18 protein-coding genes and 1 riboswitch are annotated in these 20,707 nt (G+C 69.9%); of the genes, 8 read left to right on the forward strand and 10 right to left on the reverse strand.

Annotation, left to right across the window (positions count from 1 at the left end; genetic code table 11):
- Positions 1–8 precede the first annotated feature (8 nt).
- Positions 9–875: an ABC transporter substrate-binding protein gene (locus tag BKA24_RS04895; RefSeq protein WP_184215719.1), complete on the reverse strand. Its 867-nt coding sequence runs from the start codon at positions 873–875 to the stop codon at positions 9–11.
- A 176-nt stretch (positions 876–1,051) separates the two neighbouring features.
- Here BKA24_RS04895 and BKA24_RS04900 point away from each other — a divergent pair, with 176 nt between their 5' ends.
- Both BKA24_RS04900 and BKA24_RS04905 read left to right on the forward strand, forming a co-directional pair.
- Complete coding sequence (locus BKA24_RS04900) at positions 1,052–1,852, forward strand: NAD(P)H-binding protein (protein WP_184215721.1); 801 nt, start codon at positions 1,052–1,054, stop codon at positions 1,850–1,852.
- Between the two features lie 37 nt (positions 1,853–1,889).
- Complete coding sequence (locus tag BKA24_RS04905) at positions 1,890–2,858, forward strand: squalene cyclase (RefSeq protein WP_184215723.1); 969 nt, start codon at positions 1,890–1,892, stop codon at positions 2,856–2,858.
- 193 nt (positions 2,859–3,051) lie between these two features.
- Here the strand turns inward: BKA24_RS04905 and BKA24_RS04910 are convergent, their stop codons facing one another.
- A complete protein-coding gene (locus BKA24_RS04910) occupies positions 3,052–4,485 on the reverse strand; it encodes an XRE family transcriptional regulator (protein WP_184215725.1) in 1,434 nt (477 codons plus the stop codon).
- 109 nt (positions 4,486–4,594) lie between these two features.
- Between BKA24_RS04910 and BKA24_RS04915 the strand changes: the two genes are divergently transcribed.
- Positions 4,595–6,475 carry a phosphoenolpyruvate carboxykinase (GTP) gene (locus BKA24_RS04915; protein WP_184215727.1) on the forward strand — a complete coding sequence of 627 codons (1,881 nt, stop codon included), beginning with the start codon at positions 4,595–4,597 and terminating at the stop codon, positions 6,473–6,475.
- A 120-nt stretch (positions 6,476–6,595) separates the two neighbouring features.
- Here the strand turns inward: BKA24_RS04915 and BKA24_RS04920 are convergent, their stop codons facing one another.
- Complete coding sequence (locus tag BKA24_RS04920; RefSeq protein WP_184215729.1) at positions 6,596–8,482, reverse strand: ABC transporter ATP-binding protein; 1,887 nt, start codon at positions 8,480–8,482, stop codon at positions 6,596–6,598.
- Between the two features lie 55 nt (positions 8,483–8,537).
- On the opposite strand from BKA24_RS04920, the gene BKA24_RS04925 reads away from it, so the two are divergent.
- From BKA24_RS04925 to BKA24_RS04935, 3 genes are read left to right on the forward strand one after another with little or no spacing between them, the layout of a single operon-like run.
- Complete coding sequence (locus tag BKA24_RS04925) at positions 8,538–9,479, forward strand: ATP-binding cassette domain-containing protein (RefSeq protein ID WP_184215732.1); 942 nt, start codon at positions 8,538–8,540, stop codon at positions 9,477–9,479.
- A complete protein-coding gene (locus BKA24_RS04930) occupies positions 9,476–10,357 on the forward strand; it encodes an ABC transporter permease (protein ID WP_184215734.1) in 882 nt (293 codons plus the stop codon). Before BKA24_RS04925 ends, BKA24_RS04930 begins: the two co-directional genes overlap by 4 nt.
- Entirely contained in the window at positions 10,354–11,172 is an 819-nt protein-coding gene (locus tag BKA24_RS04935) for an ABC transporter permease (protein ID WP_184215735.1), read from the forward strand. The genes BKA24_RS04930 and BKA24_RS04935 overlap by 4 nt, the downstream gene beginning before the upstream one ends.
- 80 nt (positions 11,173–11,252) lie before the next feature.
- On the opposite strand, the gene BKA24_RS04940 is transcribed toward BKA24_RS04935, so the two are convergent.
- The 7 genes from BKA24_RS04940 to BKA24_RS04970 form a co-directional block, all read right to left on the reverse strand.
- Positions 11,253–12,707 carry an MFS transporter gene (locus BKA24_RS04940; RefSeq protein WP_184215737.1) on the reverse strand — a complete coding sequence of 485 codons (1,455 nt, stop codon included), beginning with the start codon at positions 12,705–12,707 and terminating at the stop codon, positions 11,253–11,255.
- Positions 12,708–12,900: 193 nt separating this feature from the next.
- Positions 12,901–13,248, reverse strand: a complete 348-nt coding sequence (locus BKA24_RS04945) for a Fe-S protein (protein WP_184215739.1) — start codon at positions 13,246–13,248, stop codon at positions 12,901–12,903.
- A gap of 36 nt (positions 13,249–13,284) precedes the next feature.
- Entirely contained in the window at positions 13,285–13,758 is a 474-nt protein-coding gene (gene ribH, locus BKA24_RS04950) for a 6,7-dimethyl-8-ribityllumazine synthase (protein ID WP_184215741.1), read from the reverse strand.
- A complete protein-coding gene (ribA, locus tag BKA24_RS04955; protein WP_184215743.1) occupies positions 13,755–15,035 on the reverse strand; it encodes a GTP cyclohydrolase II in 1,281 nt (426 codons plus the stop codon). Before ribA ends, ribH begins: the two co-directional genes overlap by 4 nt.
- On the reverse strand, positions 15,032–15,679 hold the full coding sequence (locus BKA24_RS04960) for a riboflavin synthase (protein ID WP_184215745.1): 648 nt from the start codon (positions 15,677–15,679) through the stop codon (positions 15,032–15,034). The genes ribA and BKA24_RS04960 overlap by 4 nt, the downstream gene beginning before the upstream one ends.
- On the reverse strand, positions 15,679–16,701 hold the full coding sequence (gene ribD, locus BKA24_RS04965) for a bifunctional diaminohydroxyphosphoribosylaminopyrimidine deaminase/5-amino-6-(5-phosphoribosylamino)uracil reductase RibD (protein ID WP_184215748.1): 1,023 nt from the start codon (positions 16,699–16,701) through the stop codon (positions 15,679–15,681). The genes BKA24_RS04960 and ribD overlap by 1 nt, the downstream gene beginning before the upstream one ends.
- 70 nt (positions 16,702–16,771) lie before the next feature.
- A riboswitch (FMN riboswitch) is annotated at positions 16,772–16,916 on the reverse strand.
- 37 nt (positions 16,917–16,953) lie between these two features.
- Complete coding sequence (locus BKA24_RS04970) at positions 16,954–17,934, reverse strand: sugar-binding transcriptional regulator (RefSeq protein WP_246367028.1); 981 nt, start codon at positions 17,932–17,934, stop codon at positions 16,954–16,956.
- Positions 17,935–18,093: 159 nt separating this feature from the next.
- Here BKA24_RS04970 and BKA24_RS04975 point away from each other — a divergent pair, with 159 nt between their 5' ends.
- Together BKA24_RS04975 and BKA24_RS04980 are read left to right on the forward strand one after the other, a co-directional pair.
- Positions 18,094–19,815 (forward strand): glycerol-3-phosphate dehydrogenase/oxidase, encoded by a 1,722-nt coding sequence (locus BKA24_RS04975; RefSeq protein ID WP_184215750.1) that lies wholly within the window; start codon positions 18,094–18,096, stop codon positions 19,813–19,815.
- 103 nt (positions 19,816–19,918) lie between these two features.
- Positions 19,919–20,671 (forward strand): MIP/aquaporin family protein, encoded by a 753-nt coding sequence (locus BKA24_RS04980; RefSeq protein ID WP_184215752.1) that lies wholly within the window; start codon positions 19,919–19,921, stop codon positions 20,669–20,671.
- Positions 20,672–20,707: the final 36 nt, after the last annotated feature.

The raw sequence follows: 20,707 nt of genomic DNA on the forward strand, positions 1-20,707 counted from the left end.
GCGCGCCGTCACTTCAGCTGCGTCACGCCCTCGGTCAGACCCGACAGCCACTCCTCCTCGAGAGCGGCGAGCGTGCCGTCCTCGCGCAGCTCGTCGACGGCCGCGCTCACGGCATCCGTCAGGGGCGAATCCTTCGCCAGCAGCAGACCCCACTCGTCCTCGATCCCGGCCTTGGGCAGCTCACCCACGAAGAAGGAGTCGTCGATGTAGAAGTTGACGGCGACGTACGCGGTCGGGGTGTCGAGGACGACGGCGTCGATCTGACCGGCCCCGAGAGCCGCCGTGGCGTCCTCGTTCGAGTTGTACAGCTTGGGCTCGATACCGGCGTCGAGTGCCTCGAGGGTGAGGGCGCTCGTCGAGTTCGCCATCGCGCCGATGGTGAGATCCTTCAGACCGTCGAGATCGTCGACGCCGTCGGCGGCGCCGCCCTTGACGGCGACGATCGACTGGCTGGCGGCGTAGTAGGGCGACGAGAAGTCGACGCCCTGCTTGCGCTCGTCGGTGATCGTGTACTGCTGGATGTTGATGTCGAAGCTCTTCGGCCCCGGGGCGATCGCCGACTCGAAGCTCGTCCGCACCCACTCCACCTCGTCTTCGGCGAAGCCCAGCTTGTCGGCCACGGCGTAGGCGACCGCCGCCTCGAAGCCCTCGCCGGAGGCGGGGTCGTCGTCGATCACGTAGGGCTCGTACGCCGTCTCGCCGGTCGCGATCGTGAACGTGCCGGGCGTGACGTAGTCCTCGGGGGACGGGGCCGCATCGGCGGATGCGCCGGGCGCGGGGGCGTCATCGGATCCGGAGGTGGCGCAGCCGGCGACCAGGAGGGCGAGCGCGGCGGCGGACGCGACGGCGGCGGAACGCAGGACGAGACGGGACATGGTGCCTCCGGGGACAGCCGAGGGTGCTCGGGACGGGGTCGGGTGGGGCCGGGTTCGTGGTCGCCGGGCTCCGTCGATCATTCTCGCGCGCCGGCCCGCCCCCGGGGCTCCGTCGGGTCGCTTTGTTACACGGCCGTCATCGGAGACGGCGGCCTTGAGACTGGCAGGATGGCGGGATGACACCCCGACGCACCCTCCTGGTCGGCTCGGGTCGTATCGGCACGCGCGTCGCGTCGGCGCTGAGCGCGAGCGGCGGCGAGGTCGTCACCCTGCGGCGGTCGCCGGCGGCAGAGGCCGCGGGGCCGCATATCCAAGCCGACGTCGCCCGGCCCCTCGAGGTCCCGTTGCCGGACGTCGACGCGGTCGTCTTCACCCTGCCTCCCGGCGAGACACCCGACTTCCTCCCGGATGCCGTGGCGAACATCGCCCGGGCGCTGCCGGCGACACCGCGTCGTTGCGTCTTCGTGTCGTCGACCCGCGTGCTGGAGGGCTACACGGACGGCCGTCCGCTCACCGAGCAGGACGCGCCGCGACCTCGCGGCGAGCGGGCGCAGCAGCTCGTCGACGGCGAGGCGCGAGCGGCGGAGCTCTTCGACGCGACCATCCTGCGACCGGCCGGCATCTACGGGCCCGGCCGTGATCGTCTCATCCGGCAGGTGCTCGCGGGCACCCCGGTCGACCACGACCGCCGCACCAACCGCATCCATGAGACCGACGTCGTCCGGGCCATCGTCGCCCTCGTCACGGCCGACGATCCGCCGCGCCTGATCCACGCGACCGACACCCAGCCGGCGACCCTCGGCGAGGTCGTCTCCTTCCTCGCCGCGCGGCTGGGCGTGCCGGTTCCGCCTCGGAGCGAACGCGGGGAGCGCGCCGGCACGGTGCTCGCCGGTGACCGGCTCCACGCGCTCCTGGAAACCCTGACGTATCCCACCTTCCGCGACGGGTACGGAGAGATCGTCGCCGCGATGCGATGACCTGGTGGGTGTCGGGGGAGCGCGCCACAATGTCGGCATGACCGTCAGCGCCGACCTGCTCACCTGGATGCTCGACTCCGACCCCTCCCTTCGCTGGCAGGTCGAACGCGATCTCGCCGGCGAACCGGCGGAGGTCTGGGAACAGACGCGCCGGCGCGTGGCGACGGAGGGGAACGGCGCCGCCCTCATCGCGCAGCAGGGCGAGGACGGGCAGTGGGAGGGTGGCGCGTACTTCCCGGCGGGGTTCTTCGGCAGCCCGGAGTCCGAGATGCCCGGCCAGCCGTGGACGGCGACGACATGGACGCTCAAGGATCTGCGGGAGTGGGGCGTTCCGGCATCCGTCCTCGCCGGGACGGCGGAGAAGCTCGATCGCAACAGTCGCTGGGAGTACGACGACCTGCCCTACTGGGGTGGCGAAGTGGACGTCTGCATCAACGCGTTCACCCTCGGGACGGGAGCCTGGCTCGGCGCGGACGTCTCGGCCCTCGCACGGTGGTTCCCCGAGCACCAGCTCGCCGACGGCGGCTGGAACTGCGAGGCAGAGGAAGGTGATTCGGTGCGGGCGTCGTTCCACTCCACGCTGAACGCCCTCCGCGGCATGCTCGCGTACGAGACGTTCACCGGCGATACGTCGCTCCGCGCGAGCAGGCACCGCGGCGAGGAGTACCTGCTCGAACGGCGACTGGCGTATCGGCTCTCGACGGGGAAGCAGGTCGCCCCGTTCGTGACCGAGTTCGTCTACCCCAACCGGCATCGCTACAGCGCACTCGCCGCGCTCGATCACTTCCGCGACGCCTCCCTGCTCGATCGCACCGGCCCGGACCCACGGCTCGCCGACGCGATCGCGATGGTCCGTGCGGCGCGGCATCCGGACGGCAGTTGGCATCAGGGCCGCCCCCTCGAGGGCCGTCGGTGGTTCGACATCGACGTGCCGGAGGGTCACCCGTCGCCCTGGCTGACGTTCCTCGCCCTCCGCGTCCTGCAGTGGTGGGATGCCGCGCGCTGACGCCCCGTGAGCGCGGTCCGCCCGGTCCGGCTGGCCGGCAGCCGCGCGCCTGAGCCCTGGCCCTCCGACCCGACGCGATCCGCGCGTCTTCGGCCGCGATTGCGACAATCTGCGTCGGCCGCCGCGGAGGCCGCCGCGGCACTCGACGCCTACGCCGCCTTCGTGTCCGGCTGACCCCGCTTCCGCTCGGCGCTCACGCGTGCCGGTCGAGGAATGCGTAGACCTCGCCATCGTCGACACCGGGGAACATCCCGCGAGGCAGCGGCGAGAACATCTGCATGTGCACGCGAGCGCTGGGCCAGGCCTTGCCCTCCCAGCGGCGGGTCAGGTCGGCGTCGGGGCGGCGGCAGCATGCCTCGTCGGGGCAGGTCGAAGTCGCCCGCTTCTGGGTCTCGCGTCCCCGGAACCATCGGGCGTCGTCGAAGGGAACGCCCACGGTGATGGAGAACTCCCCGGCGCTGGTGGTGCCGGTCTGGCTCGAGCACCAGAAGGTCCCACTGGGGGTGTCGGTGTACTGGTAGTGCTCGGTGGTGCGGTTCTGCTCTGCGAACGCGGAGCGGGCCGCGAAGCGCCGGCAGACCATCTGGCCTTCGACCGATCCGGTCACGTCCATCGGCAGGGGGAGGTCGTCGTTCTCGTAGACGCGGCTGATCGCCCCGCTGCCGTCCACGCGCAGGAAATGCAGACGGATGCCGAGATGCTCGGTCATCAGATTGGTGAGCCGCATCCCGGCCGCTTCGTGGGTCACCCCGAACGCGTCGCGGAAGTCCTCCACGGCGAGATTGCGGTCCTTTTTGGCTTGCGCGAGGAAGGCCACCGAGGCGGTCTCGGGCATGAGGCAGCACGCGGCGTAGTAGTTGATCTCCAGCCGCTGCTGGAGGAAGTCGGCGTAGTCGGTGGGTGGGGTGTGACCGAGCAGGCGGTGCGCCATCGCCTGCAGCGCCATCGACCGGAGCCCATGCCCGCCGGGGATCGAGGCGGGCGGCAGGTAGATGCGCCCGTTCTCGAGGTCGGTGACGGAGCGGGCCGAGTGCGGCAGGTCGCTCGCGTAGATGAGCTCGAAGCCCAGCTGCTCGGCCATGATGCTCACCGTGCGGTGGGTGAGGGCACCGCTGCTGTGCCCGGCGGCCTTCAGCTGCTTCTCCGCGAGCTTCTCGATCTCCGGCAGGTAGTTCCCCTGCTCCCGCATGCGCAGTCGGAGCTCGGTGTTGGCGCGTCGCGCCTCCTCCGGCGTCGCAATGGCTTCGCGTTCACGCCGCTGGAGCTCGCGGTGGAGGGCGAGCACCCCCTCGATCGTCTCGTCGGTCATCGTCTTGGTGACCTTGACCGGAGGCACGCCGAGCCGCCGGAACACGGGGCTGTGCTGCGCGCGCTCGAGCTCGAGCTCGAGCGCCGCCCGGCGGTTGGGGGGCTCTGCGGAGAGCAGGTCGGACACATCGGTGCCGGTGGCGAGGGCGATCGCCTGGAGGAGGGACAGCTTCGGTTCGCGCTTGCCGTTCTCGATGAGGCTGAGCTGACTGCCCGCGACGCCGACCACCGCGCCGAGCTCGTCGAGCGTGTAGCCGTGCGCGAGTCGGTGGTGCCGGATCCGGTGGCCGAGGGTGGAGAGCTGAAGCGCGGTCGCCATGATCTTGAGCATAGAGGAAAGATTCTCGATTCTTGACGCGGCATCCTCGTGAAAGAGTCGTCGCATCCGGGGGATCGTGGAAGCACGCCCACCACCGAAGGAGCGCCGGATGGCCATCGCAGACCTGTTCACCCGCCCCACTGCCACGGGGACGACCCCGACCGCCACGCGCGGCGGCATACGTCCCGCCCTCACGGGGGACGCCATCGACGCACTCGTCGCATGGGTCGACGAGATCGCACAGCGCACGCAGCCTGACCGCATCCACTGGGTCGACGGCTCGCAGGCCGAGAACGAGGCGCTGCTGCGGCAGCAGGTCGACGAGGGCAAGCTCATCAAGCTGAACCCGGAGTGGCGTCCCGGGTCCTACCTGGCCCGGTCGCACCCGAGCGACGTCGCCCGCACCGAGGCGCGTACCTACATCGCCTCGGAGCGCGAGGAGGACGCCGGCCCCACCAACAATTGGGTCGCCCCGGCGGAGATCCGCGCGACGATCGACCCGCTCTTCGAGGGCAGCATGCGTGGGCGCACGATGTACGTCGTGCCGTTCTCGATGGGGGCCGTCGGCGGCCCGCTGTCGCACATCGGCGTGCAGATCACCGACAGCGCCTACGCGGTCGCGTCGATCGGGATCATGACCCGCGTGGGAGCGTCGGTGCTGCAGCAGATCGCGGACGGCAAGCCGTGGGTCAAGACCGTCCACTCCGTCGGGGCTCCTCTGGCACCGGGGGAGAAGGATGCCGCGTGGCCCTGCAACGACGAGAAGTACATCGTCCACTTCCCCGACACCCTCGAGGTGTGGTCGTTCGGGTCGGGCTACGGCGGCAACGCGATCCTCGCGAAGAAGTGCTTCGCGCTGCGCATCGCGTCGGTCATCGGTCGGGACGAGGGCTGGCTCGCCGAGCACATGCTCCTCATCCGCGTCATCGACCCGGAGGGGAAGAGGTACCACGTGGCGGCGGCCTTCCCCTCGGCCTGCGGGAAGACGAACCTGGCGATGCTGCGACCGACCATCCCCGGCTGGCGCGTGGAGACGCTGGGCGACGACATCGCCTGGCTGCGCCCGGGCGAGGACGGTCGGCTCTGGGCGATCAACCCCGAGGCAGGGTTCTTCGGTGTCGCCCCGGGCACGGGCGAGTCCACGAATGTCACCGCCGTCGAGACGCTGTGGGGCAACACGATTTTCACGAACGTCGCGCTGCGTCCTGATGGCGACGTCTGGTGGGAGGGCCTCACCGATGAGGCTCCCGCAGACCTCACCGATTGGGAGGGGAACCCGTGGACGCCGGCGTCGGGACGGCCCGCCGCGCACCCCAATTCGCGCTTCACCGTGAGCGCGGGGCAGTGCCCTCAGATCGCTGAGGACTGGGAGGCTCCCGAGGGTGTGCCGCTCGACGCGATCCTGTTCGGCGGTCGCCGGGCGACGAACGTCCCGCTCGTCGTGGAGGCGACCGACTGGACGCACGGCGTGTTCATGGGGTCGAACATCTCGTCCGAGCGCACCGCCGCGGCGGAGGGGACCGTCGGCGAACTGCGGCGCGACCCGTTCGCGATGCTGCCCTTCTGCGGATACAACATGGCCGACTACTTCGCTCACTGGCTGAAGGTCGGGCAGAGCCTCCGGTTCGACCGCGCGCCGCGCGTCTTCCAGGTGAACTGGTTCCGGAAGGGAGCGGACGGGCGCTTCCTGTGGCCGGGATTCGGCGACAACGCGCGCGTCATCGACTGGATCATCCGCCGCGTCGACGGCTCCGTCGGGGCGGTCGACAGTCCCGTGGGCCGACTGCCGAGGACGAGCGACCTCAACCTCGATGGGATCGACGTCCCGCAGGACGACCTCGAGGAGCTGTTCGCGGTGGACGCGGCATCCTGGCTGGTCGAGGCCGACCTCACGGAGGAGTTCTACCGGACCTTCGGCGGCAAGGTGCCCCCGGCCCTCTACTCCGAGCTCGCGGCGCTGCGCTACCGCCTGCACCGCGCCGAGGTCTGACCTCCCGGATCGACCGCCGACCCGACGCAGGTTGTCGTTCCCGGATGCCGGGAGCCGCAGATTGCGTCGGGTCGCGGTGCTGCGGTGCCCGGGTGCCCCGGTGCCGCCGTGCACCCAGAGTCAGGCGAGGAGCTGACGGGCCGCCAGGTCGCGGTACAGCGGCACGTCGCGGATCAGCTCGTCGTGGGTGCCCTGCCCCACGACGCGGCCGTGGTCGAGGACGACGATCAGATCGCTGTCGACCACGGTCGACAGTCGGTGCGCGATGACGACGAGGGTGCGGCCGGATGCCACGGCGTCGATCGCCTCCCGCATGCGTTGCTCGTTGAGGCCGTCGAGCGACGACGTGGATTCGTCGAGCAGCAGGATCGGCGGCGCGGCGAGGAGCGCCCGGGCGATCGCGAGCCGCTGGCGCTCGCCGCCGGAGAGCATGACCCCGGCTTCGCCGACCTGCGCGTCGAGACCCAGCGGACTCCGCCGGAGCACCTCGGTGAGGTTCACCGCGTCGAGCACGCGCTCGCACTCCTCGTCGGTGGCCCCCGGCGAGGCCAGGCGCAGGTTGTCGGCGATCGTGCCGGCGAGCGTCGGCGCGTCCTGCTCGACGTAGCCGAGCCGGGCTCGCAGGGCGAGCCGGTCCAGCGCCCGCGCGTCGACGCCGTCGACCAGCACCGCTCCCGACGACGGATCGTAGAAGCGCTCGATCAGTGAGAGCGTCGTCGACTTGCCGGCGCCGGAGGGTCCGACGAGCGCCACACGGGAGCCGCGCGGCACACGGAAGGAGACGCCGCGCAGCACCGTGCCCCCGGCATCCGCCTCGGGCTCGTCGTCGGCGTCCGCCGGCATCGGCGCGTGCGCGTCGGCGAGCGTTTTCAGCGCTTCGTCCTGCGCGGTCCGGCGCGCCGCGACGACGGCCTCCGGGTAGGAGAAGTGCACGTCGCGGAACTCGATCGCCGCGGCATCCTGTGTCGCCGTCGAGGGGACGGATGCCGCGAGCTCGGCATCCCGCGCGGTCTCATCGTCGAGGTCGAGGACCTCCTGGATGCGGCCGAGCGCGCCCAGCGCCTGGTTCACCGAGGTGATCGCGCCGAAGAACGAGGCGAGCGGCTGGATGAGGAAGAAGAGGAACATCACGAAGACGACGAGCTGGGCCACGTCGATCGCCCCCGACGCCACCCGGAATCCGCCGACGCCGAGGACGACCAGGAGCGAGACCTGCAGCGCGATCCCGGCGACGGGCACGACGACGGCCGACGCTTTCGCGACCTTGACGCCCGCTTCGTACGCTTCTCCCGCGGTGGCCGAGATGGTGTCGCGTTCGCGTGCCTCCGCGCCCGCGGCGCGGATCGTGCGGATCGACCCGATCGCCCTCTCGACGCCGGACGCGAGTGCGCCGACCTTCTCCTGCTGTTCCGTCGTCGCCCGACGGATGCGTCCGCTGAGGACTCCGACGACGGCGGCCGAGGCGCCGATGACGACCACGATCAGGAGCAGCAGGACGGGGTCGATGACGAGCATCGCGACGATCGCGCCGACGAAGATGAGTGCATTGCCGAGGGAGTCTGCGAAGCCCTGCGTGAGGACGGCGTAGAGGAGTGTCGTGTCCGTTCCCACGCGCGAGACGAGATCGCCCGTGCGCCGCGCGTCGTACTCCTTCACCGGCAGGTGCAGCAGCTTCGCGATGAGCCGGCGCCGGCTCGAGTAGACGACCGCCGTTCCGGTGCGCTGCAGCAGGTAGTGCTGGAATCCGCCGACGAGGGAGGACAGCACGACGAGTCCGACGAGAATCCAGATCAGGATGCCGAGAGCCTCGCCCGCCTGCACGCGTCCGATGACGTCGCCGACGAGGAGCGGTTGCACGAGGGTCGCCGCCGCCTCGAGCACGCTGAGCACGGCGACCACGACCAGGACGCGCTTGTGCTCAAGGAGGAAGGGGACGAGCTGGCGCAGGCTGGCCCGGGGGCCGTCGTTCTTCGGTGAGCGGCGCAGGCCGCGACGAGGCGTCGACATCCCTCCATCTTCCTCTGTGCGAGGCGATGTCCGTCGCAGTCAGTAGGGTGGTCCGGTGCCAGAAGCCGTGATCCGCGCCGACAACCTCGTCAAGGCCTACACCGCCAAGGGGAAGCCCGACTTCCTCGCCGTCGACGGGCTGTCGTTCGAGGTGGCGCCGGGGGAGTCCTTCGGCCTCCTGGGGCCGAACGGCGCCGGCAAGTCGACCACGATGAAGATGATCGGCGCCGTGTCGACGCGGACGAGCGGCGACCTGTCGATCCTCGGCCTCGACCCCGACCGATACGGCCCCGAGATCCGGTCACGACTGGGCGTCGTGCCGCAGCAGGACAACCTCGACGGCGAGCTCAACGCCCGCGAGAACCTCTACATCTACGGCCGTTACTTCGGTCTGCCGGGCAAGGTCTGCGCCGCGAAGGCCGACGAGCTCCTCGCCTTCGCGCAGCTCGAGGACAAGGCGAACAACAAGGTCGACCAGCTCTCGGGAGGGATGAAGCGTCGCCTGACGATCGCCCGCGGCCTGATCAACGATCCGCGCATCCTGCTGCTCGACGAGCCGACCACCGGACTCGACCCGCAGGCGCGTCACGTCCTCTGGGATCGCTTGTTCCGTCTCAAGGAGCGGGGCACCACCCTCGTGCTGACGACGCACTACATGGACGAGGCGGAACAGCTGTGCGACCGCCTGATCGTCGTCGACAAGGGACGCATCATGGCGGAGGGGAGCCCTGCCTCCCTCATCCGAGAGCACTCCAGCCGCGAGGTGCTCGAGGTGCGCTTCGGCTCCGATCGCAACGCCGCTGCGGCCGCGCAGCTGCAGGGGATCGGCGACCGGATCGAGGTGCTGCCCGACCGGATTCTCGTCTACGCGCACGATGGCGAGGCGGCGCTCGAGCGGGTGACCGCCTCGGGCCTGCAGCCGATGACCAGCCTCGTGCGGCGTTCGAGCCTGGAGGATGTGTTCCTCCGGCTGACCGGACGGTCGCTGATCGAATGAGCGACACGGCGCAGTCCGCGCAGCCCTCGCTCGATGAGCTGCGCGCCGAGGCGATGGAGTGGGGCAGGAAGCCTCGTCGCTTCGGCAGCTGGTACGTCACCGAGCACATGATCCGCGCGATGCGCGCGTACGGGTGGACGATCGTCGTGGGCGCGCTCGGCCAGCCCGTCCTCTACCTGCTGGGACTCGCGGCGGGCCTGGCCGCCTTGATCCAGGCGCCGATCCTCGATCGCGGCATGGAGGTCGACTACCTCACCTTCGTGGCTCCGGCCCTCCTCGTCACGGCGGCCCTGTCGGTCGCCTCCGAGGAGATGACCTACCCCGTGATGGCCGGCTTCAAGTGGCGCCGCTACTTCTACGGTTTCAACGCCTCGGCCCTGTCGAGCCCGCAGATCGCCCACGGCGTCATCATCGGCGCGACCGCGCGAATGGCGTTCGCCGTCGCGGCGTACTACCTCTTCATCTGGCTGCTGGGAGCACTCGGCATCGGCTGGACGACCGTCCCGAACCCCGAGACCGGGTGGCTGGCCGTTCCCGCCGGCATCCTCGCAGGGATCGCGTTCGGAATCCCGCTCATGGCGTACGCCGGGTCGATCGAGGACGACAAGGGCCAGTTCGCGCTCGTGCAGCGCTTCGTGTTCATGCCGATGTTCCTCTTCTCGGGCACGTTCTACCCGCTCGACACCCTGCCCGGATGGCTGCAGTGGATCGGATGGATCTCGCCCCTGTGGCACGGTGCGGAGCTCGGCCGCCTCGCGACCTACGGCGCCGCGGTCCCGCCCGTCATGATCGCGGTCCACCTCGCCTACCTGGTCGTGCTGTCGGGGCTCGGCTACCTGTGGGGGCGCCGGATCTTCGTCGAGAGGCTCGCGAAGTGAGCGCCACGACCGTCGACACCGCTCGCCGCGGGGGCGTGCGGGCGCTCTGGGCCGGCAACCCCGGCGCCGTCGTCCAGCGCGGCTTCCTCGCCGCGCGGTCGTCGAGCTGGGTCGTCGTCCTGTCGGGGTTCTTCGAGCCGGTGTTCTACCTGCTGTCGATGGGGCTCGGGCTCGGCGCGCTGATCGGCGAGGTGCAGACCTCCCAGGGCACGGAGGTGCCGTACATGGCGTTCATCGCCCCGGCGCTGCTGGCCGTGTCGGCGATGAACGGCGCCATCTACGACTCCACCTGGAACGTCTTCTTCAAGCTCAACTACGGCAAGCTCTACGAAGGCATGCTCGCGACCTCGCTCGGGCCGCTTGACGTCGCCCTCGGAGAGATCCTGTACGCGCTCCTGCGCGGACTGCTGTACGCGACCGGTTTCATGATCGTCATGCAGGTGCTCGGGCTGAACCTGTCGTGGACGGCGATCCTCGCGATCCCCGCGGTGCTTCTCATCGCCTTCGGGTTCGCGAGCCTCGGCATGGCGATCACGAGCTATATGAAGACGTTCCAGCACATGGACTGGATCAATTTCGTCCTCCTGCCGATGTTCCTCTTCTCGGCGACGTTCTACCCGATCTCCGTCTACCCGGAGTGGGTGCAGTCGGTCGTCATGGCGCTGCCGCTGTGGCACGGAGTCGAGCTCATCCGGGGGCTGACCACCGGCATCCTGCACATCGGCATGCTGTGGCACGTCCTGTACTACGTCGTGATGATCGCTGTCGGGCTGGTCTTCACGACCAAGCGCCTGCGCGCGCTGTTCCTCGACTGACCGCGACGGAGCTCACCCGAAACGACGGATGCCGCGCCCTGCCGAAACGGCGGAACGCGGCATCCGCGTGCGTGCGATCGTCAGATCTTCTTGAACTGCATCTCGCCGAGGTTCTCCTCGTACTCGACGTCCTTCGTCTCCTTCGAGAGCCAGAGCGCGAGGAAGGTGAGAAGACCCATCACCGAGAGGTAGACGCCCACCAGCCACGGCGAACCGTCGGCGGCGGCCCAGAGGGCGACGGCGACGATCGGGGCAAGGGCCGCTCCGAGGATCGACGACACGTTGTACGACACGGCCGAGCCGGTGTAGCGGACGTTCGTCGGGAACAACTCGGGCAGCAGGGCGCCCATCGGTCCGAAGGTCGACCCCATGAGGAGGAACCCGAGGATGAGGAATGCCTGCACCAGAGCGCCCGAGAACTTCGGGTCGGCCTGCGGCAGCAGGAACACGTTGAACAGGAGACCGAAAACGACGATCGCGCCCGTCACCCACATGAGGAGCTTGCGGCGACCGATGGCGTCGGCGACGGGGCCGGACAGAAGGGTGAAGATGCCGAAGAAGACGACGCCGATGATCTGCATGATGACGAAGTCGGTGTAGCCGAATCCGAGACCGGGGACGTAGGTGGCGGCGTCATAGGCAGGTCCGCCGGCGGCGGCTGCCGCCTCGGCGCCTTCGTGGGTGGCCTTCGTGCCGTACGAGAGCGTGAAGCTCGTCATCAGGTAGAAGAGCACGTAGGTCGCGAGCATGATGAACGTGCCGAGGATCATCTGCCACCAGTGACGGCGGAAGACGGTTCCCAGCGGGAACTTCGACAGCGAGCCGCTCTTCTCAGCGCGCGAGAACGTCGACGACTCGACGAGCTTCAGGCGCACCCACAGACCGACGATGACCATGACGGCCGAGAACAGGAACGGCACGCGCCAGCCCCACGCGAGGAACTCCTCGGAGCGCAGGCCCGCGCCTTCGGGGTGCGGCAGCGCGAAGTAGATCAGCAGGAAGACCGTGTTCGCGATGATGAACCCGATGGGCGCACCCAGCTGCGGGAACGTGCCGTACCAGGCGCGCTTGCCCTTCGGGGCGTTCTCGGTGGCCACGAGCGCAGCGCCCGACCACTCGCCGCCGAGGGCGAAGCCCTGGAAGAGGCGAAGGATCAGGAGCAGGAGGGCTGCCCACGCGCCGATGTCGTTGAAGGTCGGCAGGCAGCCGATGAGGATCGTCGCGATACCCATCGTGAGCAGGGATGCCACGAGCGTGGCCTTGCGGCCGAACTTGTCGCCGAAGTGGCCGAAGATGACGGCGCCGATGGGGCGCGCGACCATGGCGGCACCGAAGACCGCGAACGACGAGAGGAGGGAGGCGGTCTCGTTGTCGCTCGGGAAGAAGAGGATCGGGAAGACGAGGACGGCGGCGGTCGCGTAGACGTAGAAGTCGTAGAACTCGATCGTCGTGCCGACGAGGCTCGCGGTGATGACGCGGGAGCGGGGATTGGCGGGGGCGGCGGGAGCCGCCGGGGCTGCAGAAGCAGAGGACATGCAGGAGACCTTCGGGGAGAGCGGAAGGGTCCTCGTGGGACGCGACGGCGGCGGTGCGTCCGGGACGGGGGTGGTGTCGGGGACGTACTGCGCGGGAAACCGAAAGCGCCGGCGGAGTGGCCGGCGCGCTCTCACAGTCTACTCCCAGCGACAGGAGGGGCTCCGGGCGCCCCGTAGACGCCCGGAGCGGCCGTCACCAGATGACGGCGAGGGCGGCGTTGGTGAGGGTGAGGATCCCGATCGGCCAGAAGATCCCGGCGGGGACGCTGCCGCTCTTCCGCTCGCGCGCGGCGCCGGCCCCGAGGAGGCCGCCGATGATCACGAGGATCACGAGCTTGATGCCGATCTTCATGTAGTTGAGGTCGTGGGTGAGACCCCACGGCGCGGACAGCGCCAGCCCCGCGACGAGGGCGATGGCGAGGCCCCAGTGCATCAGCCGGGTGACCCGCTTCTTGCCGAGTGCCTCGACGAGCCAGGCTCCGAAGAGCGTGGCGAAGCCCACGAGGTGGATGACGATGACGATGCTGCGCAGGATCTCCATGCCATCAGGCTACCTGAAGGTCGCGGATGCCGCGGTTCAGCCGCGGAGGTCGCGGAGGGTGAGAGCGGTGCGGAGCGCGGCATCCGCCGCCTCGGCGCCCTTGTCCTCCTTCGACCCCGCGAGGCCGGCACGGTCGATGCCCTGCTGCTCGTCGTCCAGGGTCAGGACCCCGAACCCGACCGGCTTGCCCGTATCCAACGCGACCCGCGTGAGCCCGTCGGTCGCCGCCGCCGACACGAAGTCGAAGTGCGGGGTCCCGCCGCGGATGATGACGCCGAGGGCCACGGCCGCATCCGCCCCCGCGTCCAATGCGGCCTTGGCCACGACGGGAAGCTCGAACGACCCGGCGACGCGCACGAGCCGCCATGACGCGCCGGAGGCGTCGAGCACGCGCGCGGCGCCGGCGATGAGGCCATCCGTGATGACGTCGTGCCACTGTCCGGCGACGACCACGATCTCCAGTCCCGTGCCGTCGACCCGCTCCGTCTTCGGTGCTCCGTGACCGCTCATGCTGTGTGCTCCTCGCTGTGCGCGAGCGCGTCGCGCAGGTCGTCGGCGTCGATGATGTGGCCCATGCGCTCGGCCTTCGTCGCCAGGTACTGGTGGTTGTTCGCGCCGACGCCCACGAGCAGTGGCACCTGCTCGACGATCGACAGTCCCAGGTTCTTCAGCTGCGCGACCTTGTCGGTGTTGTTGGTGAGGAGACGGATCTGACGCACGCCGAGATCCTGGAGGATGCCGGCGGCGGCGGCGTAGTCGCGGGCGTCCGCGGGGAGCCCGAGGGCGAGATTCGCGTCGACGGTGTCCATCCCGCGCTCCTGGAGGCTGTAGGCCCGGAGCTTGTTGATCAGCCCGATACCCCGGCCCTCGTGGCCGCGCATGTAGATGACGATCCCGCCGTCCTGCTCGATGACGTCGAGGGCGGCCTCCAGCTGCGGACCGCACTCGCACTTGAGGGATCCGAACGCCTCGCCCGTGAGGCACTCCGAGTGGACGCGGACGAGCGGTGCGTCCTCCGTGAGGTCGCCCGAGACGACCGCGATGTGGTCGGTGCCCGTGATGCGGTCTTTGTACGCCAGGAAGCGGAACTCGCCGTGGGAGGTGGGCACGTTCGCCTCGGCGCGAAGGCTGACGCGCCGCCTGGAGGAGTGCTCGCCGTGCGCCGCGGTGCTGCTGCCCTCTGCGCCGTCGAGGTACGCGATGAGCTGCTCGATCGTGATCACCGGGATGCCCTCCCGCTCGCCCATCTCCAGCAGACCTGGCATCCGCATCATGCTGCCGTCGTCGGCGACGACCTCGCCGATGACGCCGACCGGCGCGAGCCCGGCCAGCTGCATGAGCTCGACGGCGGCTTCGGTGTGTCCGGCGCGCTCGCGCACACCGCCGTCGACGGCCCGGAGCGGCAGGACGTGTCCCGGCCGGATGAGCGACGCGGGGGTGGAGTCGGGGTCGGCGAGCACGTTCACGGTGCGCGCGCGGTCGGAGGCGCTGATGCCCGTCGTCACGCCGTCCGCGGCGTCGACGCTGACGGTGTACGCCGTGCCCCTGCTGTCCTGATTGACCTCCACCATCGGCGGGAGGTCGAGGCGATCCGCCCAGTCGGCGGGCATCGGCGCGCACAGGAATCCGCTCGACCAGCGGATGGTCCATGCCAGCCACTCCGGCGAGGCGAGCTGCGCGGACAGGATGATGTCACCCTCGTTCTCGCGGTTCTCGTCGTCGGCGACCAGGATCGGCCGACCTTCCTTGAGGGCCGCGAGCGCGTCGGGGATGGGGGAAAGGCTCATCGGGAGCCTCCTTCTTCTGCGGACGGGATGCCGTCGGGTGAGGCGAATCGGAGCAGGCGCTGTACGTGCCGCGCCAGGATGTCGGTTTCGAGGTTGACGCGGTCGCCGGGGGCGAGCGTGCCGAGGGTGGTCACCTCGAGCGTCTCGGGGATGAGGGAGATCTCGAACCAGTGCGACGCGGCGTCGGGCTCGGACACGTCCGAGACGGTGAGCGAGACGCCCTGGACCGTGATGGACCCCTTGTCGACGACGAGCGGGGCGAGGTGGCCCGGCAGCGAGACGCGGATGACGCGCCACTGCTCGCCGGGGCGGACCTCGAGGACCTCGCCCGTGCCGTCGACGTGTCCCTGCACGATGTGTCCGCCGAGGCGCGTGTGCGCGGCGAGGGCACGCTCGACGTTGACTCGAGAGTCGACCCCGAGGGTGCCGAGCGTCGACATGTCGAGGGTCTGCCTCATGACATCGGCCGTGAAGCCGTCAGCGGTCTGGTCGGTGACGGTCAGGCACACACCGCTGATGGAGATCGAGTCACCCCGCGCGGCGTCCGAGACGGCGAGGGGCGCGCGGACGGTGAGGCGCACGCCATCCCCGGAGGGGTCGACGGCGGTGATCGTTCCCTGCTCTTCGATGATCCCGGTGAACATCAGGGGGCCTCCTTCGGGGTCGCGACGACGAGGAGGTCGTCGCCGAGTCGTTCGATGGCGCGCACGTCGAGTCGGCGTTGCGCGGAGATGGTGGGGATGCCGAGGTCGCCGACGGCCAGTCGGTCTCCGCCGAGGAGGGTGGGGGCGAGGTACACGAGCACCTCGTCGACGAGGCCGGCGCGCAGGAACGCGCTCGCGATCGTCGGTCCGCCCTCGACGAAGACCCGATGCGCGCCGAGCTGGCGGAGTCGGTCGAGCAGGTCGGGCAGGTCCTCGCCCTCGTCCTGCATGAACGGACGAGGATGCCGCCGGAGTGCGGCCTCCTGGGGGACCGCGCGCGTGCCGAGCACCACGGGGCGGGGCTGGTGCTCGTACAGCGTGCCGTCAGGGCGACGGGCGGTCAGGGCGGGGTCGTCCGCCAGCACCGTGCCGGTGCCGGCGATGATCGCGTCCGCATCCGCACGACGGAGGTGCACGTCCGCTCGCGCTTCGGGTCCAGTGATCCACTGACTCGTGCCGTCGGATGCCGCGGCGCGTCCGTCGAGTGACTGCGCCCACTTCACGGTCACATGGGGCCGCTGGAGGCGCTGCACGGTCAGCCATGACTCCAGTAGGCGGATGCCGTCTTCCTCGAGAACGCCTCCGACGACGTCGACGCCCGCCGCGCGCAGGCGCTCACCGCCCCCGGAGGAGGCATCGCCGGGGTCGGCGACCGCGTAGACGACGCGGGCGATGCCGGCCTCGATAAGCGCCACGGCGCACGGTCCGGTCCGGCCGGTGTGGTTGCAGGGCTCGAGGGTCACGACCGCGGTCGCGCCGCGAGCGGCCCCGGCCGGGAGCTTCGACAGTGCGTCGACCTCCGCGTGCGCGGTTCCGGCGCCGCGGTGCCAGCCCTCCGCGAGGACTTCGCCGGTGGCCGAAAGGAGCACCGCGCCCACCTGCGGGTTCTCGCCGCGCGGACCGCCCAGGGCGAGCTCGAACGCGCGACGCATCGCGTCGCGCTCGGCGTCGATGACACTCATCCGGATCCTCACATCGGGGTCTCCGGGGCAGGATGCAGGTGTCGAAGGGCTCGCGGCGTCGCCGCGGGCCTCTCGTGCTGCCTCCCATCCGGACTCGCGACTCTCGTCGCATCACCGTCGGTCCCGGATTTCCACCGGGTCAACGACCTCCCAGAGGAGGCCGCTCGCGGACTGTCACCGCCGGTTCGGATTCACACCGACCCCGGAGCACGTTTCTTGCTCTCGAGTGTAGTCAACCGGCGGATCGTGGTTTCATTCCCACGGATCGGTACCGGGCGCAGCGCCGGCTGCTGAGCGCACCAGCATCCGTGCGGCGGACTCCTCGATGACGAGATCGGTGATGAGATCGGCCGCGAGGGCGCCGCGGAGCGCCGCGAGCTTCGAGCCGCTCGAGATCACGCAGATGCGGTGCGCGGCCGCACGCAGCGTGTCGAACGAGGGACCGCTCGAACGCTCGTTGAGCGGGATGTCGTCGGTGGAGCCGTCGGCGCGGAAGAACACTGTGGCGCAGTCGCCCACGACGCCGTGTGTGCTGAGCTCCGCCAGGTCGCGCGGTGACAGGTACTCGCCGGAGTAGACGTGTGAGGGCACTTCGGCGCGGGGCGAGCCGAGCCCGAAAATGATGACGCTTGCGCGTGCTTGCACGTCCAGCACGGATCGCACGGCTCGCTCGCGCCACATCGCGCGCTTGGTCTGCGGGTCGTCGAACAGTGCGGGCACCGGGAAGAGGTCGGTAGTCGCGCCGAACGCTTCGGCGAACGCTTGCAGGATGCTGGATGAGTACGGCACGCCCGACGTCGATTCGTTCGCGGCCCCGTTCAGCTGCACGACACGGGTGCCGTGGAGTGGCTTCTTCGGCAGGTGCCGTGACACCGCCGAGAGTGTCGCGCCCCACGCGATCCCGATCACCGTGTTGGTTTCGGTGTGGAGCGCCACCAGCCGGGCAGCGCTCCGCGCCGTGCGGTCCAGGCGCTCGGCGGCGTTGACGTGACTCGGCGTCGGGACGATGTGCACGCGCACGCCGTAGGTGTGGGCGATGCGGCCGGCCACCTGGTCGCGGTCCTCCTGCGGTGAATGGACGGTGATCTCGACGAGCCCGCTGTCGCGCGCATACGCGAGCAGCCGCGACACGGAGGAGCGTGAGATGCGCATCTCGTCGGCGATCGCGGCCATGCCGGCGCCCTGCACGTAGTAGAGCTGTGCGGCTCGCAGCGCCTCGGCGGCTTTGTCCATGCGTACGCATCCGTTCAGTCCGGGTGGGCGGCGCGACGTCGCCGCTGTGGTTTTCGCACCGATTCTCGTCGAATCGTGCACATATGTGCAAGCGGGTTGCGCATGCGTGCGTTCGCGCGTGAGCATGGGCGCACGTTCCAAGGAAGGACCCTCGTCACCATGAGCACACGGCAGCAGCACACCCGTCCGCAGGTCGAGGCATTGCGCGCACGTCCGCATGCCCAGGTGCTCGTGATCGGCGGCGGCATCAACGGCATCGCCACCTTCCGAGACCTCGCGCTGCAGGGCGTCGACGTGGCCCTCGTCGAGCGCGGCGACTACGTCTCCGGCGCGTCGTCGGCATCGAGCCACATGGTCCACGGCGGTGTGCGATACCTCGAGAATGGCGAGTTCCGACTCGTGCAGGAGGCCGTCACCGAGCGCAACGCGCTGCTGCGCACGGCGCCGCACTACGTCCGTCCGCTCGAGACCACCATCCCGATCTTCAAGACCTTCTCCGGCATCCTCACGGCGCCCTTCCGCTTGCTGTTCACGCACGGCACCGGCAAGCCCAACGAGCGCGGGGCGCTGCTGATCAAGGTCGGCCTCATGATCTACGACACCTTCTCGCGCGATGGCGGCTCGGTGCCGCGCCACGTCTTCCGCCGCGCCAAGCGCTCGCTCCAGGCCTTCCCGCAGATGAACAAGGACGTCGCCTACACCGCGAGCTACTACGACGCCTCGATGCACGACCCGGAGCGCCTCGCGCTCGACGTGCTCTTCGACGGCGTCCGTGCCGGCGGCGAGCAGGCCCGCCCCGCCAACTACCTCTCCGTCGACGGCGTCGACGGAGACCAGGTCACCCTGCTGGATGAGACCACGGGCGAGCGCTTCGGCTTCACGGCAGACGTCATCGTCAACACCAGCGGCCCCTGGACCGACCTCACGAACGACGCGCTCGGCCAGCCGACCACCTTCATGGGCGGCACCAAGGGCTCGCACATCGTGCTCGAGAACGACGATCTCCTGGCCGCCACCGGCGGCAACGAGATCTTCTTCGAGCACTCCGACGGCCGCATCGTGCTCATCTACCCGCTCAAGGGCCGTGTCATGGTCGGCACCACCGACATCGACGCCGACCCGCGCGAGCGCACGGTGTGCACCGACGACGAGATCGACTACTTCTTCGACCTCATCGGTCATGTCTTCCCCGACATCACCGTCGATCGCGCGCAGATCCGCTACACGTTCTCCGGCATCCGCCCGCTGCCGCGCCACGACGACATGGCGCCGGGCTTCGTCTCCCGCGACTACCGCATCGAGCGCGGCGACGCCGCGGGCACGCCCGTGCTCAGCCTCGTCGGCGGCAAGTGGACCACCTTCCGCGCGGTCGCCGAGCACGTCGCCTCCGACACCCTCGCGCTGCTCGGCCGCGCCCGCACCGTCTCCACCGCCGATCTCGCGATCGGCGGCGGCGCCGACTACCCGCGCACACCCCGTGACCGCGCCCGGTGGATCGAGCAGCACCGGGGCGTGCACACCGCTGCACTGGCCGACCGGATGCTGGAGCGCTACGGCACGCGCGCAGGCGACGTGCTCGCCGCCGTCCCGGAGGGCGCCGAGGAGCTGGCCGCCGTGCCCGGCTACTTCGCCGAGGAGATCGCCCACCTCGCCCGCACCGAGGACGTCGTGACGCTCACCGACGTGCTGCTGCGGCGCACCTCCGTCGCCTTCGTCGGCGGCGCGACGATCGACGGCCTCCGTCAGCTCGCCGCCGCCGCCGCAGACGCGCTCGGCTGGGACGACGACGCGCAGGCGGCCCAGGTCGATGAGGCCGTCCGCGTGCTCCGCGAGCATCACCGGATCGCGGTCGACGAGGACCGGCACGCCGCGCTGGTCTGACACTTCGGCGCGCCCGGCGTCGAAGCACGCACATGCACCGGGCACCAACGAGTCGATGACGACGGTCGTCATCGAGCATGTATCGAAAGGTCAATGACGACACATGAACGACATCAACTTGTGGCTCTACTTCGTCTCCGAGACGGTCGGCACTGGGCTGCTGACCCTGCTCGGCTGCGGTGTGGTCGCCAATGTGCTCCTCGCGAAGTCCAAGGGCTTCGGCGGCGGCACGCTGATGATCAACTGGGGCTGGGGTCTGGCGGTGTTCATCGGTGTGCTCGGCTCCGCCTACTCGGGAGCGCAGCTCAACCCCGCCGTGTCGCTCGGGCTGCTGCTTGCCGGCGACCTCGAGGTGACCCTGTTTTTCGTCGCCGTGGCGGGTCAGTTCGTGGGCGCCTTCCTCGGTGCCGTGCTCTGCTGGCTCACCTACAAGCAGCACTTCGACGGTGAGGCCGACGCGGCCACCAAGCTCGGCGTGTTCTCCACGGGCCCGGCGATCCGCTCGTACGGCTGGAACCTCGTCACCGAGATCATCGGGACGTTCGTCCTCGTCTTCACGATCTTCGCGTTCGCCGACTACGGCGACATCCAGGTCGGCACCCCCGGCGGCCTCGGCCCGCTCACCGCGCTGCCGGTCGCACTGCTCGTGGTCGGTATCGGCGCCTCGCTCGGTGGCCCCACCGGTTACGCCATCAACCCTGCCCGTGACCTCGGTCCGCGTATCGCGCACGCGGTGCTCCCGATCAAGGGCAAGGGCTCGAGCGACTGGTCGTACGCATGGGTTCCCGTCGTCGGTCCTCTTATCGGTGGCGCCATCGCCGCCGTCGCGGCACCCGCACTGCTCTCGATGGTCTGACCACCAGCATCCGCGCTCTCAACCACTCACGAAAGA

The sequence above is a fragment of the Microbacterium marinum genome, assembly GCF_014204835.1.
Taxonomy (GTDB): Bacteria; Actinomycetota; Actinomycetes; order Actinomycetales; family Microbacteriaceae; genus Microbacterium; species Microbacterium marinum.

Bases quoted from the DNA above. Each gene is read 5' to 3' on its own strand.
- BKA24_RS04895 (WP_184215719.1), bottom strand. From the start codon at position 875: ATGTCCCGTCTCGTCCTGCGTTCCGCCGCCGTCGCGTCCGCCGCCGCG.
- BKA24_RS04900 (WP_184215721.1), top strand. From the start codon at position 1,052: ATGACACCCCGACGCACCCTCCTGGTCGGCTCGGGTCGTATCGGCACG.
- BKA24_RS04905 (WP_184215723.1), top strand. From the start codon at position 1,890: ATGACCGTCAGCGCCGACCTGCTCACCTGGATGCTCGACTCCGACCCC.
- BKA24_RS04910 (WP_184215725.1), bottom strand. From the start codon at position 4,485: ATGGCGACCGCGCTTCAGCTCTCCACCCTCGGCCACCGGATCCGGCAC.
- BKA24_RS04915 (WP_184215727.1), top strand. From the start codon at position 4,595: ATGGCCATCGCAGACCTGTTCACCCGCCCCACTGCCACGGGGACGACC.
- BKA24_RS04920 (WP_184215729.1), bottom strand. From the start codon at position 8,482: ATGTCGACGCCTCGTCGCGGCCTGCGCCGCTCACCGAAGAACGACGGC.
- BKA24_RS04930 (WP_184215734.1), top strand. From the start codon at position 9,476: ATGAGCGACACGGCGCAGTCCGCGCAGCCCTCGCTCGATGAGCTGCGC.
- BKA24_RS04940 (WP_184215737.1), bottom strand. From the start codon at position 12,707: ATGTCCTCTGCTTCTGCAGCCCCGGCGGCTCCCGCCGCCCCCGCCAAT.
- BKA24_RS04945 (WP_184215739.1), bottom strand. From the start codon at position 13,248: ATGGAGATCCTGCGCAGCATCGTCATCGTCATCCACCTCGTGGGCTTC.
- ribH (WP_184215741.1), bottom strand. From the start codon at position 13,758: ATGAGCGGTCACGGAGCACCGAAGACGGAGCGGGTCGACGGCACGGGA.
- ribA (WP_184215743.1), bottom strand. From the start codon at position 15,035: ATGAGCCTTTCCCCCATCCCCGACGCGCTCGCGGCCCTCAAGGAAGGT.
- BKA24_RS04960 (WP_184215745.1), bottom strand. From the start codon at position 15,679: ATGTTCACCGGGATCATCGAAGAGCAGGGAACGATCACCGCCGTCGAC.
- ribD (WP_184215748.1), bottom strand. From the start codon at position 16,701: ATGAGTGTCATCGACGCCGAGCGCGACGCGATGCGTCGCGCGTTCGAG.
- BKA24_RS04970 (WP_246367028.1), bottom strand. From the start codon at position 17,934: ATGGACAAAGCCGCCGAGGCGCTGCGAGCCGCACAGCTCTACTACGTG.
- BKA24_RS04975 (WP_184215750.1), top strand. From the start codon at position 18,094: ATGAGCACACGGCAGCAGCACACCCGTCCGCAGGTCGAGGCATTGCGC.
- BKA24_RS04980 (WP_184215752.1), top strand. From the start codon at position 19,919: ATGAACGACATCAACTTGTGGCTCTACTTCGTCTCCGAGACGGTCGGC.